The sequence below is a fragment of the Phocaeicola barnesiae DSM 18169 = JCM 13652 genome (assembly GCF_000374585.1).
Taxonomy (GTDB): domain Bacteria; phylum Bacteroidota; class Bacteroidia; order Bacteroidales; family Bacteroidaceae; genus Phocaeicola; species Phocaeicola barnesiae.
The window spans coordinates 16,392-30,909 of the sequence record NZ_KB894647.1 but is presented as its reverse complement, the minus strand read 5'-3'; the positions used below and the strand labels follow the sequence as shown (position 1 = coordinate 30,909).

At 47.4% G+C, this 14,518-nt stretch carries 12 protein-coding genes; 7 read left to right on the top strand and 5 right to left on the bottom strand.

The annotated features are described in order from the left end of the window. Positions 1 to 196: 196 nt before the first annotated feature. Positions 197 to 1,387 carry a glycine C-acetyltransferase gene (gene kbl, locus C510_RS0106260; protein WP_018710485.1) on the bottom strand — a complete coding sequence of 397 codons (1,191 nt, stop codon included), beginning with the start codon at positions 1,385 to 1,387 and terminating at the stop codon, positions 197 to 199. 226 nt (positions 1,388 to 1,613) lie between these two features. Here kbl and C510_RS0106255 point away from each other — a divergent pair, with 226 nt between their 5' ends. The 6 genes from C510_RS0106255 (at position 1,614) to C510_RS0106230 (ending at position 9,065) form a co-directional block, all read left to right on the top strand. Continuing rightward, positions 1,614 to 2,579 carry an NAD-dependent epimerase/dehydratase family protein gene (locus tag C510_RS0106255; protein ID WP_018710484.1) on the top strand — a complete coding sequence of 322 codons (966 nt, stop codon included), beginning with the start codon at positions 1,614 to 1,616 and terminating at the stop codon, positions 2,577 to 2,579. 288 nt (positions 2,580 to 2,867) lie between these two features. Beyond that, positions 2,868 to 3,140 carry an ACT domain-containing protein gene (locus tag C510_RS0106250; protein WP_018710483.1) on the top strand — a complete coding sequence of 91 codons (273 nt, stop codon included), beginning with the start codon at positions 2,868 to 2,870 and terminating at the stop codon, positions 3,138 to 3,140. A gap of 32 nt (positions 3,141 to 3,172) precedes the next feature. After that, complete coding sequence (locus C510_RS0106245; protein WP_025892466.1) at positions 3,173 to 4,537, top strand: PFL family protein; 1,365 nt, start codon at positions 3,173 to 3,175, stop codon at positions 4,535 to 4,537. A 149-nt stretch (positions 4,538 to 4,686) separates the two neighbouring features. Next, positions 4,687 to 7,077, top strand: a complete 2,391-nt coding sequence (locus C510_RS0106240; RefSeq protein ID WP_018710481.1) for an ATP-dependent helicase — start codon at positions 4,687 to 4,689, stop codon at positions 7,075 to 7,077. Positions 7,078 to 7,096: 19 nt separating this feature from the next. Further along, positions 7,097 to 8,260, top strand: a complete 1,164-nt coding sequence (gene nspC / locus C510_RS0106235) for a carboxynorspermidine decarboxylase (RefSeq protein WP_018710480.1) — start codon at positions 7,097 to 7,099, stop codon at positions 8,258 to 8,260. 37 nt (positions 8,261 to 8,297) lie between these two features. After that, positions 8,298 to 9,065 (top strand): SDR family NAD(P)-dependent oxidoreductase, encoded by a 768-nt coding sequence (locus tag C510_RS0106230; protein ID WP_018710479.1) that lies wholly within the window; start codon positions 8,298 to 8,300, stop codon positions 9,063 to 9,065. A gap of 109 nt (positions 9,066 to 9,174) precedes the next feature. On the opposite strand, the gene C510_RS0106225 is transcribed toward C510_RS0106230, so the two are convergent. Genes C510_RS0106225 through C510_RS0106210 form a run of 4 tightly spaced genes read right to left on the bottom strand, consistent with a single transcriptional unit; the run spans position 9,175 to position 13,636 of the window. After that, a complete protein-coding gene (locus C510_RS0106225) occupies positions 9,175 to 10,779 on the bottom strand; it encodes an MFS transporter (protein WP_018710478.1) in 1,605 nt (534 codons plus the stop codon). Beyond that, entirely contained in the window at positions 10,776 to 11,846 is a 1,071-nt protein-coding gene (locus C510_RS0106220; protein ID WP_018710477.1) for an HlyD family secretion protein, read from the bottom strand. The genes C510_RS0106225 and C510_RS0106220 overlap by 4 nt, the downstream gene beginning before the upstream one ends. A 43-nt stretch (positions 11,847 to 11,889) precedes the next feature. Beyond that, on the bottom strand, positions 11,890 to 13,179 hold the full coding sequence (locus C510_RS0106215) for a TolC family protein (protein WP_018710476.1): 1,290 nt from the start codon (positions 13,177 to 13,179) through the stop codon (positions 11,890 to 11,892). Between the two features lie 7 nt (positions 13,180 to 13,186). Continuing rightward, positions 13,187 to 13,636: a MarR family winged helix-turn-helix transcriptional regulator gene (locus C510_RS0106210; protein ID WP_018710475.1), complete on the bottom strand. Its 450-nt coding sequence runs from the start codon at positions 13,634 to 13,636 to the stop codon at positions 13,187 to 13,189. A 240-nt stretch (positions 13,637 to 13,876) separates the two neighbouring features. On the opposite strand from C510_RS0106210, the gene C510_RS0106205 reads away from it, so the two are divergent. Beyond that, positions 13,877 to 14,449, top strand: coding sequence for a plasmid pRiA4b ORF-3 family protein (locus C510_RS0106205; protein ID WP_018710474.1), 573 nt, complete (start codon positions 13,877 to 13,879; stop codon positions 14,447 to 14,449). The last annotated feature ends 69 nt before the right edge of the window (positions 14,450 to 14,518 follow it).

Genomic DNA, 14,518 nt, shown 5'->3' with positions numbered 1-14,518 from the left:
GCGCTGGAAAAGTCTTGGAAAATGAATACCGGATTGCTGTTTGGCATTTCAATGATATATGACTTGTTTCACTTTGATTCAGCTGTTGGGGGAAGAGCCGGTTATAGGAAGGGGGTATCAAAAGAACAGAGGATGCATCATGGCTGACGCACCCTCTGTCTATACTAAAAAAGTGATTCCTTTGTTACTTGAACATTTATTTGATAACGCCTAATTCCTTACCAACTTTGATGAAGGCGGCAATGGCTTTGTCGAGGTGTTCCTTTTCATGGCCGGCAGACAATTGTACACGGATACGTGCTTGGCCTTTCGGTACAACCGGGTAGTAGAATCCGGTTACATAAATGCCTTCTTCCTGCATCTTGGCGGCAAAGTCTTGTGACAATTTAGCATCGTACAGCATTACGGCGCAGATCGCTGATTGAGTCGGTTTGATATCGAAGCCGGCAGCCAACATCTTGTCGCGGAAATAAGTGACATTGTCCATCAGTTTGGTGTGCAGGGCATCGCTTTCTTTCAGCATCTTGAACATTTCAAGACTGGCACCAACAATAGCCGGAGCTACAGAGTTAGAGAACAGGTATGGACGTGAGCGCTGGCGGAGCATATCAATGATTTCTTTCTTACCGGTTGTGAAACCACCCATGGCACCACCGAATGCTTTACCCAATGTTCCGGTAAAGATATCGATACGTCCGTAGCAGTTGTATTGTTCTGCTACGCCGTGTCCTGTTGGGCCGACAACTCCTGCAGAGTGAGATTCGTCTACCATAACAAGGGTATCGTATTTTTCTGCCAGTTCACAGATCTTATCCATCGGTGCAACGTTTCCATCCATTGAGAATACACCGTCGGTAGCGATGATACGGTGACGTTGTGCTTGAGCTTCCTGCAGGCAACGTTCCAGGTCAGCCATGTCTGCATTGGCATAACGGTAACGTTTAGCCTTGCACAGACGTACACCGTCGATGATGGATGCGTGGTTCAAGGCATCTGAAATGATGGCATCTTCATCGGTGAAGAGCGGTTCAAACAGACCACCGTTGGCATCGAAGCAGGCTGCATACAGGATGGTGTCTTCTGTCTTGAAATAATCGGAAATGGCAGCTTCAAGTTGCTTGTGCAGATCTTGGGTTCCGCAGATGAAGCGAACGGATGACATACCGTAGCCATGAGAGTCCATGGCGGCTTTGGCAGCTTCAATCAGGCGTTTGTTGTCAGAAAGGCCTAGGTAATTGTTGGCACAAAAGTTTAATACATCGCTTCCGGCATTTACTTTGATGTCGGCACGCTGTGGAGTGGTAATGATTCTTTCGTTCTTGTACAGACCGGCAGCTTTGATATTGTCCAGTTCCTGTGCTAAGAAATCCTTAAATTTTCCGTACATATTGATGTTATTTAATAGGTTGAAATTGTTTAATCGTTTTAAATAAAAAGCTATAAATACAGAAACAATTTAATTGCTTCCTGCGGATAAGTTCATTTTTTCAACTTGAGCGAAACAAAGTTCATATTTTTTTTTGAGAAATGAATGAAAAAAAACAAGAAAATCACATTGAAACAATTTTTTTCTTCTACCTTTGTTGACAAATAACTTAAAGTTCTAATGTAAGATGAAGAATATATTGATTATCGGTTCAACCGGACAGATCGGATCTGAACTGACAATGAAATTGAGAGGTATTTACGGTGGAAACAATGTGGTTGCTGGATATATTCCGGGAGCAGAACCGAAAGGGGAATTGCTGGAATCTGGTCCTTCTGCTATTGTGGATATTACCAATGAACAGCAGATTGCAGAAACTGTTTCTCGTTACAAGATTGATACAATATATAATTTGGCTGCCCTGTTGTCGGCTGTAGCAGAGGCTAAACCTCAGTTGGCTTGGAAAATCGGTATGGGCGGCCTTTTCAATGTGCTGGAAGTTGCCCGCGAAATGCATTGTGCTGTATTTACTCCGAGTTCAATCGGTGTTTTCGGCAATAATACACCGAAAGACAAGACTCCGCAGGATACTATCCGTAACCCGAGAACCATGTATGGTGTTACAAAGGTTTCAGGTGAGTTGTTGAGTGATTATTATAATATCCGTTTCGGTGTTGATACACGTTCTGTACGCTTCCCGGGTTTGATTTCTTACGTGACACCTCCGGGTGGTGGTACAACCGATTATGCTGTTGATATTTATTATTCAGCGGTAAAGGGTGAAACCTTCAAATGTCCGATTGCTGCAGGTACATTCATGGATATGATGTATATGCCTGATGGTTTGCGTGCCGCTATCGAAATCATGGAAGCAGACCCATCTAAGTTTGTACACCGTAACTCATTCAATATCGCTTCCATGAGTTTTGATCCGGAAATTATTTATAACAGCATCAAGAAGTATGTGCCGGACTTCAAGATGGAATACGAAGTGGATCCTTTGCGTCAGACTATCGCTGAATCATGGCCGAATTCATTGGACGATACTTGCGCCCGTGAAGAATGGGGCTGGAAACCGGAATATGATTTGGATTCAATGACCCGTGATATGTTGGCTAAACTGAAAGAACGTTTGATCGACGCTAAGAAATAATATTATTTGTCATCGGATTTTCCGTCAGGGAATCAGGCTGTATGCAGGTATGGCCTGATTCCCTGTTTTTTTGTGGAACAATGGATGCGTCTGTGAAAATAGCTGTCGCTTCAAAGTCGAGGCAAAGGCTCTTTGTAAATGTCCTTTGGTATGAATAGTTTGGACAAAATGATTTCACTTGAAACGTAATATAGACATATGGATATAAATGTGACAAAAAAATCCTGTTTAAGATACGTGGAACCAATAAAGTTTGTACATTTGTCGCGAACTAAATACAACTGATAGATGAGTAAGATGATTATTACTGTGGTTGGCAAAGATACGATAGGTATCATTGCCAAGGTGTGCACTTATCTGGCCGATAATAACATGAATATCCTGGATATTACTCAGACCATTGTGCAGGGCTATTTCAATATGATGATGATAGTCGATGTAACACAGATTGAAAAGAGTTTTGAAACTGTAGACAGTGAGCTGACCGATTTAGGGCAGGGAATGGGTGTTCAGGTGAAGTGTCAGCGGGAGGAAATCTTCGACATGATGCACCGTATCTAAATCTTGTTCTCCACTAAAATTGTTTTTCAATTATGATTAATATAGCAGAGGTTATTGAAACCAATAAGATGATTGAACAGGAGAACCTGGACGTGCGTACCATTACCATGGGTATCAATTTATTGGATTGTGCTGACGGCAATTTGGATGTGTTGTGTCAGAATATCTATAATAAAGTGACGCGTCTGGCCTGTAATCTGGTTAGGACCGGTGAGGATATATCCAAAGAATACGGTATTCCTATCGTCAATAAACGTATCTCCATCACTCCGATAGCATTGGTCGGAGGTTCCGCCTGTAAGACTCCTGATGATTATGTCAAGATAGCACAGACTTTGGATAAGGTAGCCAAAGAACTGGGCGTGAATTTCATTGGAGGTTATTCTGCCATCGTCTCAAAAGGAATGTCACATAGCGATGAATTGCTGATTCGTTCTATCCCGAAAGCGATGGCTTGTACAGAAAGACTGTGCAGTTCCATCAATGTAGGTTCTACCAAGACCGGTATCAACATGGATGCCGTCCGTCTGATGGGTGAAATCATCAAAGAAACGGCAGAAATGACTAAGGAGGCCGATTCGTTGGGATGTGCCAAACTGGTAGTATTGTGTAATGCTCCCGATGATAATCCGTTCATGGCCGGTGCTTTCCATGGAGTATCCGAGGCCGATGCCATCATCAATGTGGGGGTCAGCGGTCCGGGCGTAGTAAAATATGCATTGGAAAGCATTCGCGGTGCAAGTTTCGAAGTGTTGTGTGAAACCATCAAGCGTACTGCGTTCAAGATTACCCGTGTGGGTCAGTTGGTCGCTCAGGAGGCTTCCCGTCGTTTGGGCGTTCCGTTCGGTATCATTGATTTGTCATTGGCTCCGACTCCGGCTGTCGGTGACAGTGTGGCCGATGTCTTGCGGGAAATCGGTCTGGAACATCCGGGGGCTCCGGGTACTACCGCTGCGTTGGCATTGTTGAACGACCAGGTGAAGAAGGGGGGAGTCATGGCTTCTTCTTATGTAGGCGGATTGAGCGGTGCCTTCATACCGGTGAGTGAGGATCAGGGAATGATTGATGCTGTCGAGGCGGGTGCGTTGTCTATTGAGAAACTGGAAGCGATGACTTGTGTCTGTTCGGTAGGACTGGATATGATTGCCATTCCGGGCGATACTTCTGCCGCAACCATTTCAGGTATCATTGCCGATGAGGCAGCTATTGGTATGGTCAACCAGAAGACTACTGCCGTGCGTGTCATTCCGGTCATCGGAAAGGGCATAGGCGAAAGCGTAGAATTCGGTGGACTGTTGGGACATGCTCCGATTATGCCGGTAAACAGTTTCAATTGTGAAGCGTTTGTACATCGTACAGGACGTATTCCGGCTCCGATACATAGCTTCAAGAACTGATATAGCCAAGGTGAATCTAAAGCCTTTCAGATAAAACGGGTCATAGGGATGAGGAGACTGTTTTTGTTGCTGCCTTATCTTTATGACCCGCTGTTTTTTGATACCGTGTTTTTATCGTATCTTTGTCCTCGCAATAGTTAAGAAACATGATGACAACTTATTTGGATGAACTGAATGAGAGTCAGCGTGCTGCGGTACTGTATAACGAAGGTCCTTCGCTGGTGATAGCCGGGGCCGGTTCGGGAAAGACCCGTGTGCTGACTTACAAGATAGCCTATCTGTTGGACAACGGCTTCGAGCCGTGGTCCATTCTGGCATTGACCTTTACGAATAAGGCTGCCCGGGAGATGAAGGAACGTATCGCCCGCCAGGTGGGTATGGAGCGTGCCCGTTACCTGTGGATGGGGACTTTCCATTCCATCTTTGCACGCATTCTGCGTACAGAGGCCGAGATTTTGGGATTTACTTCCAATTTTACCATCTACGACGCTTCTGATTCGAAGAATCTGTTGAAGGGGATCATCAAGGAGATGAATCTGGATGACAAGGTATACAAACCGGGGATGATACAGAGCCGTATCAGTAATGCCAAGAATCAGCTGGTGTTGCCGCAGGCCTATGCAGCCAACGGTGAGTTTTTCCTTGCTGACCAGGCTGCCAAGATTCCGTTGATGCGCGATATCTATCTGCGTTATTGGGAGCGCTGCAAGCAAAGTGACGCCATGGATTTTGACGACTTGTTGGTTTATACATACCTGTTGTTCCAACAGCATCCCGAAGTTTGCGAGAAGTATGCCGGGCGTTTCAACTATATCCTGGTGGATGAGTATCAGGATACCAATTATGCCCAGCATGCCATTGTACAGCAATTGACCCAGATAAACCGTCGTGTGTGCGTGGTAGGTGACGATGCACAGAGTATCTATTCGTTCCGGGGAGCAAAGATAGATAATATCCTGAAGTTCACCCAACTTTACAAGGATGCCCGTCTGTTCAAACTGGAGCAGAATTATCGCTCCACGCAGACGATTGTCAATGCGGCGAACAGCCTGATTGAGAAGAACAGTGAGCAGATTCGTAAGGAAGTCTATTCGAAGAAGGAGAAAGGCGACCCTATTGAGGTGTTCAGTGCTTACAGTGATGTAGAAGAAGGAGAGATAGTGGCCAATCAGATTGTCCGTCTGCATACCCGTGACGGCTATCCGTATAACGAGTGTGCTGTGTTGTATCGTACCAACGCCCAGAGCCGTATTTTCGAAGAGGCGTTGCGTAAACGGAACCTGCCATACCGGATTTTCGGAGGACTCTCGTTCTATCAGCGGAAAGAAATCAAGGACGTAGTGGCTTACTTCCGTTTGGCAGTCAATCCGAACGATGAAGAGGCATTCAAACGTGTCCTCAACTATCCGGCACGAGGTATCGGAGATACGACTCTGAATAAAATCCTGACAGCGGCTACCGAGGCAAAAGTAAGTCTGTGGAAGGTGTTGAATGAACCTTTGGCTTACGGACTGACCATCAACAAGGGAACGCATACCAAGTTGCAGGGCTTCCGGGAGCTGATAGCCGGTTTTGTGGAAGCTGTTCCACTGAAGGATGCTTACGAGCTGGGTAGTGAAATTCTTCGGAAATCGGGTATCGTCAATGATTTGTATCAGGACCGTTCGCCTGAGAATCTGAGCCGGCAGGAGAATATCGAGGAACTGATAAACGGTATCCATGACTTCTGCATGACCCGTCAGGAAGAGGGAAATACCCATGTCCTGCTCACTGATTATTTGTCGGAGATTTCGTTACTGACCGACCAGGACAGTGATAAGGAGGCCGATGTGCCGAAAGTGACGCTGATGACGATTCACTCTGCCAAGGGACTGGAATTCAAGAATGTATTTGTGGTTGGTCTGGAAGAAAATCTCTTTCCGAGTGCGATGTCCTTCAATTCCTACAAGGAACTGGAAGAGGAACGTCGTTTGTTTTATGTAGCCATTACCCGTGCCGAGGACCATTGTTACCTCTCATTTGCCAAAAGCCGTTTCAAGTACGGGAAGATGGAGTTCAGTAATCCGAGCCGTTTTTTGAAAGACATTGATGCCCGTTACTTGAATGTTCCGCAGGAAGAGCGGATTTCCCGTCGGGTGGACGAAGGAGCCACTCGGTTCCGGAGAGAGATTGGCGATGGCCTTACATCGACCGCTACCGTAAAGCGTTCGTATGAACGGAAAGAAAAAGACGACAACTGGGGAGCCGACATGTTCGATGGGGGAGAGATACCGCAGGAACCCCGTCCGTTTGTCAAACCGGCTCCGCCCCGCAAACTGCGTCCTATTCCTTCTGCTACTCCATCGGCTGCAGGAACCGGTACAGCGGTTTCATCTCATGGAGTTTCCGAGGGACAGACCATCGAACACGAACGTTTCGGTATCGGTGAAGTGATAAAGTTGGAAGGTACGGGAGATAACTGTAAAGCTACCGTCCGTTTCCGGAATGCCGGCGAAAAGCATCTGTTGCTCAAGTTCGCCCGGTTTAAAGTGATTGGATAATACGTAACCCTAGATAAAAATGTTGGATATCACGAAAGTACCTTCTCCTTGTTATGTCATGGAGGAGGAGTTGCTCAGAAAGAACCTGAGCCTTATCAAGCAAGTGGCCGACCGGGCCGGTGTAGAAATCATTCTGGCTTTCAAGGCTTTTGCCATGTGGAAATCATTTCCGATTTTCCGTGAATACATTCAGTATACTACTGCCAGCTCGGAGTACGAGGCACGGTTGGCATACGAGGAATTCGGTAGTCGGGCACACACTTATTCGCCTGCCTATACAGCACAGAATTTTCCGGCCTTTCTGAAATATAGCAGCCACATTACCTTCAATTCTCTTTCTCAGTTTGAGCGCTTTTATCCGATGGTGAAGGCTTTTGGAGAGCCTGTATCCTGTGGCATCCGGGTGAATCCGGAGTATTCGGAAGTGGAGGTGGAGCTGTATAATCCGTGTGCGCCGGGTACCCGTTTCGGAGTTACGGCCGATTTGCTTCCCGATACCTTGCCCGAAGGCATTGAAGGATTCCATTGCCATTGCCATTGCGAGTCCAGTTCTTATGAGCTGGAGCGTACGTTGGTACATATCGAAGAGAAATTCTCCCGCTGGTTCCCGCAGTTGAAATGGTTGAACTTGGGAGGCGGACACCTGATGACCCGTAAGGATTACGATGTAGAGCACCTTATCGGTTTGTTGAAGGGGTTGAAAGCCCGTTATCCGCATCTGCAGATTATTCTGGAACCTGGGTCGGCCTTCACCTGGCAGACCGGACCGCTGGTTGCTTCGGTGGTAGACGTCGTGGAGAGCCGGGGAATCCGTACCGCCATTCTTGATGTAAGCTTTACCTGTCACATGCCCGACTGTCTGGAAATGCCTTATCAGCCGAAAGTCCGGAATGCGGAATCGTTGCCGGCCGATGCAGTGAAAACGGCGGCTCCCGAGGAGCATGTGTATCGCTTGGGCGGTAACAGTTGCTTGAGCGGTGACTATATGGGAAGCTGGAAGTTCGACCACGAACTGCAGGTAGGCGAACGGATTGTCTTCGAGGATATGATTCATTACACGATGGTCAAGACAAACATGTTTAACGGAATCCACCATCCGTCCATCGCTCTGTTGCATACCGATGGCCGCCTGGAGGTGTACAAGGATTTCCGTTACGAAGACTACCGTGACCGGATGTGCTGATTGATAGTTGTGAGATTTACCTTAAATGGAATAGGATATGAAAGGAAAACTGATTTTTATCACCGGAGCTACCAGTGGCATCGGTGAGGGATGTGCCCGCAAGTTTGCGGCTATGGGAAGTAACCTGATCTTGAACGGACGGAACACGGCGAAGCTGGAAGCCTTGAAACAGGAGCTAACGGCGCAAGGTGTGGAAGTCCTTATCTTACCTTTCGATGTCCGTGACCGTGAAGCGATGCGTCAGGCTGTCGATTCGTTGGAAGGGAAATGGCGGAATATCGATGTCCTGATAAACAATGCGGGACTGGTTATCGGTATGGACAAGGAACACGAAGGTTCACTGGATGAATGGGACATTGTGATTGACACGAACATCAAAGCTCTGCTGGCTATGACGCGGATGATTGTTCCGGGCATGGTGGAACGTGGTTGCGGACATATCATCAATATCGGTTCTATCGCAGGCGATGCTGCTTATGCAGGTGGAAGTGTCTATTGTGCTACCAAGGCAGCCGTGAAGGCTTTGTCCGATGGCTTGCGTATTGATTTGGTGGACACTCCGCTACGTGTCACGAATATCAAGCCGGGTATGGTAGAGACGAATTTCTCGGTCATCCGTTTCCGGGGAGATAAGGACAAGGCGGATGCCGTATACGAAGGGATCAAGCCGTTGACCGGCGATGACATAGCCGATGTGGTATATTATGCAGCTTCGGCTCCGGCACACATTCAGATAGCTGAAGTACTGGTGATGCCTACATACCAGGCTACAGGCACGGTTTGCCACCGGCGGAAAAACGATTAGACGTTTGAGCTAAAACGAACGCCCGTTCTCACCCAAATGAACGTTTGTTTGGGTGAAAACGGGCGTTCGTTTTTTTTGTTTGTTTCCTGAATACTTGCGAGGAATTGGATTATACCATATCTTCGCCGGTATGGATAACCGGTACCCGTACCGTCTTGTGGAACGGAATGAACCGTGAAACGATGGCAATGACCAGGGTTACTACAAAGAGCCAGCCGAGGATGTGTTTCAAGGCCAGTAGGGTACTTTGTTGTTGCAGAACGGTATAGAGTGTATTGGTAGCCAGTTGGGTAGCCTCATCGATACCGTGCCCTTGTGCCAGGCTGCTGCTCAAAGTGGATTGCCAGCGCGCGGCTGCCAGCGGGTCGGTGGCGCTGAAGTTCTCGGAAAGTTCTACCATGTATTTCTGTTGTAGGCGGTAAAGCGTGTTGCTGTAGAAGGCCGAAGCTATTACCGGTGTCAGTACCGAACGGAAGGTGATCAGGAAAAAGGCGTTCGACAGCAGGTATTTCGGAGGTAAGTCTTCGACCGCAAACAGCGCAAAAGCAATGATGAGGGTCAACATGCCCAGTCCACGAAGGAACATGGGCAGATAAAGCATCTCGTACGTACTGTCGGGTGAAATACCGAAATAGAGGACGCCGAAAAAGAGGGCAAAACAAGCCATACCTCCGGCTATGAGGAAACGGAAGCGCCATCGTTGCCACCGGAACCACCAGAAGCAGATGAAGGCTCCTACCGCATATCCAGGAAGCAGCCAGATATACAGTGTGTAACTATGGGTGTTGTCTACACGCAGGATGGTGGTCAGGTAACTGGTCATCAGACTGGTTGAGGTACTGAAGAACATCACCAGAACCATGTAGAAATATCCTACGATGGCCTTCCACTGAAACAGGGGTTTCAGGCTTACGTAGGGATGGGGGGAGTGGAACTGTTCCCACAGGAAAAGGGCTATCAGCAACGGTGCAATGACGATGTAGATGCAGATACGTTTGGAGGCCATCCAGTCGAGTGTCTTGCCGTAGGTGATGACATAGATAAGCATCAGTATTCCGGTGGCGATAATCAGCATTTCGCGGGGGTGAAGTTCTCCCCAGGGAATTGGTTTGGAAGGTCGGTCGTGGCGGAAAAACAGAATGACTGCCAGAATGGCTATCAGCAGCAGAAGCATCATGAAATAGTACATGTATTTCCAGTCGTAATGGTAAGCCAGGAGGGCGGTGATGACCATTGAAAGCTGACCTCCTCCGAATACCAGCGGGTAGAAATAGGCATAAAATTCACTTCGGACATCTTGAGGACTGAAGATGAACTTGATACGGCGGATAATCCAGAGCATCAGGAATCCTTTCAGGAAACCGATGACGAAACTGGCGGCAATGAGCAGGTCGATGTTGGCTTGCCGTGCGCAGAACCAGCTGAGGAAGAACTGGAGGGTGAGGTCGACCAGCAGCAATGACTTACTGGAGAATGTAGCCAGAATCTTAGGTACGATGGGATAAGACACTGCCATGCCTGCCGAAGCGGCATAATAGCCGATGGTGATGTCTTCGGTATAGACGCCCAGGGTATTCGATACCTCTACCATGCTACCCGTATAGGTACCGTTCAGCATGGCGATGGGAAGCATAACCACAAAGACAGTCGCTATGGCCAGCAGGTCGGGGACCCAGGGACGTGCGGGGATATCAAGTTCGCGGGCTGTTTTCATTTCTTTCTCAAAGCTTCGGTTACCACCATCATGCCGGCACGCAGGCGGCTCATACTTTCATCGTCTACATCATCCAGGTCGATACGGACGGGAATGCGCTGCTGTACTTTTACGAAGTTACCTGCTGAATTGTCTGTGGGGACCAGTGAATATTTCGAACCGGTAGCCTCGGATATGGCAGTCACATGTCCGTGAAGAATCTTTCCCGGCAGTCCGTCTACTTTGATTCGTACAGGTTGGCCGATGTAGATGTTGGCTATCTGTGTTTCCCGATAATTGGCGGTTATCCATTTGCCGGATTGGCGGACGATGTATGAAAGTGTCTGTCCGGCACTCACGTATTGTCCAGGTTCCAGTGTCCGTCGTCCCATGTAGCCACTGTAAGGGGCGGTCACTACGGTATACGACAGATTCAGGTTTGCCAGGTCGAGAGCCGCTTCGGCACGCAGGATGCCTGCTTCTACATTGACCTGCTTCTTATTTGTTTCATCGTACTGGGAGCGGGCAGCATCTTTCTGCCGCAGGAGGGCATCGTAGCGGGCGCGGGCTGCTTCATAGTTGGCTTTGGCCTGGTCGTATTGCTGTTCGGGGACGGATTCCTGTTTCAGTAACCGTTCGTAACGGTGGAAATCCTGCTCGGCCTGCCACAGCTTGGCTTGTGCTTCGGCCAGGTTGGCATCCTGCTCGGCGATACGGGTATGCGAGGTACGTATGCCCGAAGCCAGAACATCGCGGGAACCTTGGGCATCGAGTAAGGCTGCATGGGCTTCCTTCTGCCGGATGAGGTATTCACGGTTGTCGAGAACGACGAGCGTATCGCCGGCATTCACATATTGGTGTTCCCGAAAGCGCACTTCCTGAATGTAACCGGCCACACGTATGTTTACCGGAGCGATATACTGGTCGACAAAAGCATCGTTCGTGATTTCATAATTGATGTAGCGCCAGAAATAATGGGCAGTCCAGGTCAGACCCGAACCGGCAATCAGGAGACACACGATGTTGAGAATGATGTTGCGGCGTTTCCGGCGTTTCAGCCGGTTGTATTTCAGTTGGTGTTCGGACATAATGGGAATAGAGTGGTTAAAGTTGGTATTTGTCTGATTCTGTTTATAAGGCTCCGATGGCTCGTTGTAATTCGTAGTAAGTGTAGATTACTTGAGTACGGGCAGTGGTCAGTTGCAGTTCGGCATTCAGCCGCAGGTTGTCGGCATCGAGCAGGTCCGTCAGAATGGCCAGTTGGTTCATATACCGGTTCTGCATGATTCGGTAGTTCTCTTCCGCCTGTTTCACCGATAGTCTCAAAGCTTCCACGCGGTCGGTTGCTTCGTGATGCTTCAGCAGGGCTGCCTGTACATTCATGCGGATATGCTGTTGCTTCTGTTCTTCGACGTTTCGCATCAGCAGCACATTCTGTCGGGCTTCTTTCATCTTGTGCCGGTTCCTGTAGAGCGATGAAAGGGGGTAGGAGAAAGAGAGACCGATGTTCCAGCTGTTGTTGTACATATCTGTCAAGGTACGCGAAACGGGGCGTGCCAAGGTATTGGAGGCGGTAAGCGACAGGCGGGGCAATTGCTCAGCACGTGTCAGCCGGATGTTGTTTTCTGCCAGTTCCGTCTGTTTCCGGAGCAGAAGCAAGGCCGGGTCCGACAGGACAGCACGGTTAACATAATCCTCATATTCTGTGGTGGGACACTCCTGGCTCAGTAAAGTTGTGTCTGGAATGAGTAGCAGGTGTTCATCCAGTCCGATCAGTAGGTTCAGCTGTTGTGATACGATGCGGATATTGTTCTCCGTTTCGTTTTTCGACAGACGGTCATTGGTCAGTTGCATCTCGCTGCGTAACACATCGTTGTTTGTGATAATGCCTTCGGCTTTCATTTGCCGAATATCTTTTAGTCGTCGCTCTGATTCATTGATTTTTCTGTTCAGAACGAGGTATTGTTTGTAAAGGCTGAACAGGTTAAGGTATTGCTCCAGTAACACCAGCTTAATGTCTGCCTGGTCGGTCGTTGTCTGTAGACGGGCTATTTCTTCTTCCAAATCAGCCTGACGGATGCTGTATCTGATTTTTCCTCCTTGATAAATCGGTTGGGTGAAATCGATGGTATAGTTTTGTTGCCAGTCAGGAGAATCGGGATAGGTAGGGTTACTCATACCGTTCTGCCAGATGACAGGTTGTCCTAAGAATCCGCCTTTGAGTCCGATATTTAACTCAGGCAATCGGGTAGTACGAGCTGTTTTTGTCCGTTCATGAGCTATTTTTTCTTTCAGTCGGTCGGCTGTCAGTTGCAGGTGTTGTTCTGTTCCCCGTTCAAACAACTGCTGCAGGCTGAGATGCAAAGTGTCTTGTTGGGCATGTAACGTGGTATATAGGAAAAAACACCAGCAGGTAATCATTAATCGTTTAATAACTTTCGATGGCATGTTGTAATTCTTTTAGTAGTTCCTCGGTCTGTTTCAGTTTGTCAGTTCCTAGTATTTCTTCCAAGCGTTCATAATAAGCGGTTAGGGTAGGAGCTATCCATTGGTGAAACGCTTCACCTTCATCGGTCAGATAGACTAGTTTGTTTCGTCGGTCTTTCGGGTCTTCGCGTCTGCATACATATCCTTTGCGTTCCAAGTTTGACATCAGACTTGTCAGGCAGGCTTTGTCTTTGGCCGTGCGTTCTGCTAGTGTTTGTTGACTGATACCCTGTTCATTCCATAGGCAACTCATTACTTGAAGCATCTCGAAGGTGATTCCGGCATTGGAGTTTTTTAATAGTTTCTGCATGGCTTGTCTTGAAGCCATACGGGTACGTATCAGTTGCAGGATGCAGTCCCGTGGCGTAGCATTTTCTCGTTTTTCAGTCATAATAGTTAGTGTGGGGGAATCCTTTTCGGGTTGCAAAGTTAAGTCTTTCTTTTGAAATGGTCAAATATTTGACTATTTATCCTGGTCTGGGGGTGGATGCAGTGTGAGGTGTATTTAAAATAAAAAATGAAGAATGGGTAATAGAAATAAGTGACATGATGATTGAGTCTGATAATTATTTTCTATCTTTACACGCACATCTATGAAAAAACATCAGACAAATTAATTAAACGGGAATATATGACTTATCAGTTTAAAATTCAGATTAAAGGTATTACCAAACCGCCCGTATGGCGTCGTGTATTGGTTCCGGATATCTATACTTTTTTGCGGTTTCACCAGGTCATCCAGCGTGCTTTCAATTGGGATGATTGTCATCTGTTTGAATTTGTAGATAAGGTGTACGATATGGACATCAGAATTGCGAATCCGGATGAAAAAGATTGGTATTATCCTGTTCCGACTCAAGATTCTGCCAAATTTAAACTGAAAGCTTATTTCGGTCAAGACATTTCGAAGAAACTGTTGTATCTGTATGATTTCGGTGACAGCTGGTATCATACCATTACTTTGGAAGCGGTATTGGATGAAAAGATTCTGAAACCTAGATGCCTGGCAGGAAAAGGAGCATGTCCTCCGGAAGATTGTGGTGGCGTATATGGTTATGAGCAGATGAAAGAAGTCTTCCGGGAAGAGCCTGATGGTGAAGAAGCTATGGAATACCGGGAATGGTTGGGAATGGACGAAGATGAGAATTGGGATCCCAATTTATTCAACTTGGATGTAACGAACGATGATTTGGCGCTGCTTTAAACGATTGTTCTGAAAACGACAGAATGAGGATACTTAAATCATTACTGGTATGGTGTTGTTTCATACCCG

What these genes read in the sequence shown, in the direction of transcription:
- C510_RS0106255 (WP_018710484.1), top strand. Translation starts at nt 1,614, where the DNA reads ATGAAGAATATATTGATTATCGGTTCAACCGGACAGATCGGATCTGAA.
- C510_RS0106220 (WP_018710477.1), bottom strand. Translation starts at nt 11,846, where the DNA reads ATGTCCGAACACCAACTGAAATACAACCGGCTGAAACGCCGGAAACGC.
- C510_RS0106250 (WP_018710483.1), top strand. Translation starts at nt 2,868, where the DNA reads ATGAGTAAGATGATTATTACTGTGGTTGGCAAAGATACGATAGGTATC.
- C510_RS0106240 (WP_018710481.1), top strand. Translation starts at nt 4,687, where the DNA reads ATGACAACTTATTTGGATGAACTGAATGAGAGTCAGCGTGCTGCGGTA.
- C510_RS0106210 (WP_018710475.1), bottom strand. Translation starts at nt 13,636, where the DNA reads ATGACTGAAAAACGAGAAAATGCTACGCCACGGGACTGCATCCTGCAA.
- C510_RS0106230 (WP_018710479.1), top strand. Translation starts at nt 8,298, where the DNA reads ATGAAAGGAAAACTGATTTTTATCACCGGAGCTACCAGTGGCATCGGT.
- C510_RS0106205 (WP_018710474.1), top strand. Translation starts at nt 13,877, where the DNA reads ATGACTTATCAGTTTAAAATTCAGATTAAAGGTATTACCAAACCGCCC.
- C510_RS0106245 (WP_025892466.1), top strand. Translation starts at nt 3,173, where the DNA reads ATGATTAATATAGCAGAGGTTATTGAAACCAATAAGATGATTGAACAG.
- kbl (WP_018710485.1), bottom strand. Translation starts at nt 1,387, where the DNA reads ATGTACGGAAAATTTAAGGATTTCTTAGCACAGGAACTGGACAATATC.
- C510_RS0106215 (WP_018710476.1), bottom strand. Translation starts at nt 13,179, where the DNA reads ATGATTACCTGCTGGTGTTTTTTCCTATATACCACGTTACATGCCCAA.
- nspC (WP_018710480.1), top strand. Translation starts at nt 7,097, where the DNA reads ATGTTGGATATCACGAAAGTACCTTCTCCTTGTTATGTCATGGAGGAG.
- C510_RS0106225 (WP_018710478.1), bottom strand. Translation starts at nt 10,779, where the DNA reads ATGAAAACAGCCCGCGAACTTGATATCCCCGCACGTCCCTGGGTCCCC.